4 protein-coding genes are annotated in these 2,159 nt (G+C 35.5%); 2 read left to right on the plus strand and 2 right to left on the minus strand.

Features of this window, described 5'->3' with window-relative positions:
- Positions 1 to 188 precede the first annotated feature (188 nt).
- Both ACFING_RS09605 and ACFING_RS09610 read right to left on the minus strand, forming a co-directional pair.
- Positions 189 to 482 carry a HigA family addiction module antitoxin gene (locus ACFING_RS09605; protein WP_375613679.1) on the minus strand — a complete coding sequence of 98 codons (294 nt, stop codon included), beginning with the start codon at positions 480 to 482 and terminating at the stop codon, positions 189 to 191.
- 16 nt (positions 483 to 498) lie between these two features.
- Positions 499 to 780: a type II toxin-antitoxin system RelE/ParE family toxin gene (locus tag ACFING_RS09610; RefSeq protein WP_252619286.1), complete on the minus strand. Its 282-nt coding sequence runs from the start codon at positions 778 to 780 to the stop codon at positions 499 to 501.
- Positions 781 to 968: 188 nt separating this feature from the next.
- On the opposite strand from ACFING_RS09610, the gene ssb reads away from it, so the two are divergent.
- Both ssb and ACFING_RS09620 read left to right on the plus strand, forming a co-directional pair.
- Positions 969 to 1,421, plus strand: a complete 453-nt coding sequence (ssb, locus tag ACFING_RS09615) for a single-stranded DNA-binding protein (protein ID WP_375630728.1) — start codon at positions 969 to 971, stop codon at positions 1,419 to 1,421.
- A gap of 10 nt (positions 1,422 to 1,431) precedes the next feature.
- Positions 1,432 to 1,980 (plus strand): hypothetical protein, encoded by a 549-nt coding sequence (locus ACFING_RS09620; RefSeq protein ID WP_375630730.1) that lies wholly within the window; start codon positions 1,432 to 1,434, stop codon positions 1,978 to 1,980.
- The last annotated feature ends 179 nt before the right edge of the window (positions 1,981 to 2,159 follow it).

Below are 2,159 nucleotides of genomic sequence, written 5' to 3' on the forward strand. Positions count from 1 at the left end.
TATTTACACACTACAGTGCTCAGTTAAAAAGCTATAGTAAAATTTCCGATTTTATAAAACTGTTCAGATTACGTTGTTTCTTCTCAACGTTCATAGATGAGATCAACAAGGAGATAAAAAACTATCGTGGGCTGCTTGATTTTAAAGAACATGACCTCTAGGTGTGAAGAAAGATGGGCTAAGTCTTTCTAAAAATGCCCTACTTGCTCTAGAGGTGAAATATGTGGGATTGGGCTGTTATGCCGAGCTTGCCACAAATCATGCTTTTGTTGCAATTTAAGCCAGAATTCCGCATCATTTAAACCCGCTTTTTCTAACCGTAAAGCTAAGTTAATACTAATCGCCGCATGGCAGTTTAAGACGCGGGATAAAGTTAAACGTGCAACGCCAAGACGATTTGCAGCTTCTGTTACTGTTAACCCTAATTCATCAAGCAATTCTTCTTTCAAAATGCCGCCAGGGTGTGGAGGATTGTACATCATAATAACACCTCAAAACTCAATGGTAATCTTGATAATCAACCAGTTCAACGTCTGTCCCAATGAAACGAAAGGTAACACGCCAATTTCCATTGACACGCATTGACCAGTAACCTTTTAAATCGCCCGTAAGCGCATGTAGACGATACGATTTAAGAGTAACTTGTTCAGGCGCGGATATTGTATCTAAAATTACTAAAATGTTTGCTAATTTTTTAGCATGCGCGGGTTGTATGCCTTTGCAGACTCCTCTTTCAAAGAATAATTTCAACCCTTTATGCTTAAAACTAACGATTGCCATATATACCCTCTTGATACTTGATACTATACACCATGCATTTATGTCAATTGATTATTTATCAAAGAGCATATTAAACATAATTTTATATGTTAATAATTAATAATATATCATTGAAATAATTGAAAAAATAATAAAATTACGCTAAGATTTTTTACATATTTAAATACAAATTTAAGGTAAGAAAAAACATGCTAAACAAAGTGACATTAATAGGACGCCTTGGTGCTAATCCCGAAAACAAAACAATGAATTCTGGAGCAGAAATAGTCAATTTTAGTATAGCAACTTCTGAGAGCTATACAGATAAAAAAACCAATCAAAAAGTAGAGAAAACAGAATGGCATTCAGTTGTGATTTTTAATCCACATTTAGCAAAAATTGCACTTCAGTATCTAAACAAAGGTTCAAAAGTTTACGTAGAAGGAAAATTACAAACGCGCAAATGGCAAGATAAAAATGGGCATGACCGTTACACAACAGAGATTGTCTTACCACAATTCAAAGGTGAATTGTATTTGCTTGATGCAAAGAAAGATCAATCGGCATCCCCTACCCCTTCACCCATTACTTCTCAAAATTATGCTATCGCTTCAGGTGCTCAAGATTATAGAACAGCTCTTAACGATAGCGTCCCATTCTGATTGAAAAAATATGGCTAAAAGAAAAAAACATACAAAACGTGGTCGTCCTCGGATTAAAGGGTGTATCAGAGAACCAAATGGACGCATCTCACGAGCAAAAACACCGCATGAACCCATGGATAAATTGGCAATTGAAATGCGTGCCAAACGCTTTGGCTTGACCATAGAAGAGGCTAAAAATCCGCTTGCTGGTACTTATGTTGGGCGGCTTTGTTTGCAAGGTGTGCTTACTCAAGACCAGTATGATGCTGCGCAAAAATATCTTGAAGTGAAAAATGACTATTCGTGTGCAAAAGGTTTGCCAAGTGCTGTTTATGATAAAATGCCCTCATCTTCTGATGAGACAGCAAAAGAAAAATGGATTAAATTTGCAACAGAACAGTTTTCAAACATGCAAGAGGCTATCAAAGAAGCACAACACCTCTATAGACAGTATAATCTTTATGCCGCGATACAACATCTTGTTATAGAAAACCAAACATTACCACATCTTGTTAGTTCTTTGCGTATTGCTCTAAATGCTCTCCAGAAGTATTTTTATCCAAAAAATAAATGGTAAATGCTTTAACGTATAAACGATTTTTGGGAACGGAATATTTGCATCATTTGTTTGTAAAGCAGCATATTTAGGTAAAAAAATAAAAAAACACAATATATTGATTTTTTTTGTTGGCATGGTGTAAAAAATCGTATTTAATGACGCTGCTGTACTGGTCGAATTGCGTCCAAAATTCAAAA

The sequence above is a fragment of the Bartonella sp. AP150HLJHH genome, assembly GCF_042196385.1.
Lineage (GTDB): Bacteria > Pseudomonadota > Alphaproteobacteria > Rhizobiales > Rhizobiaceae > Bartonella.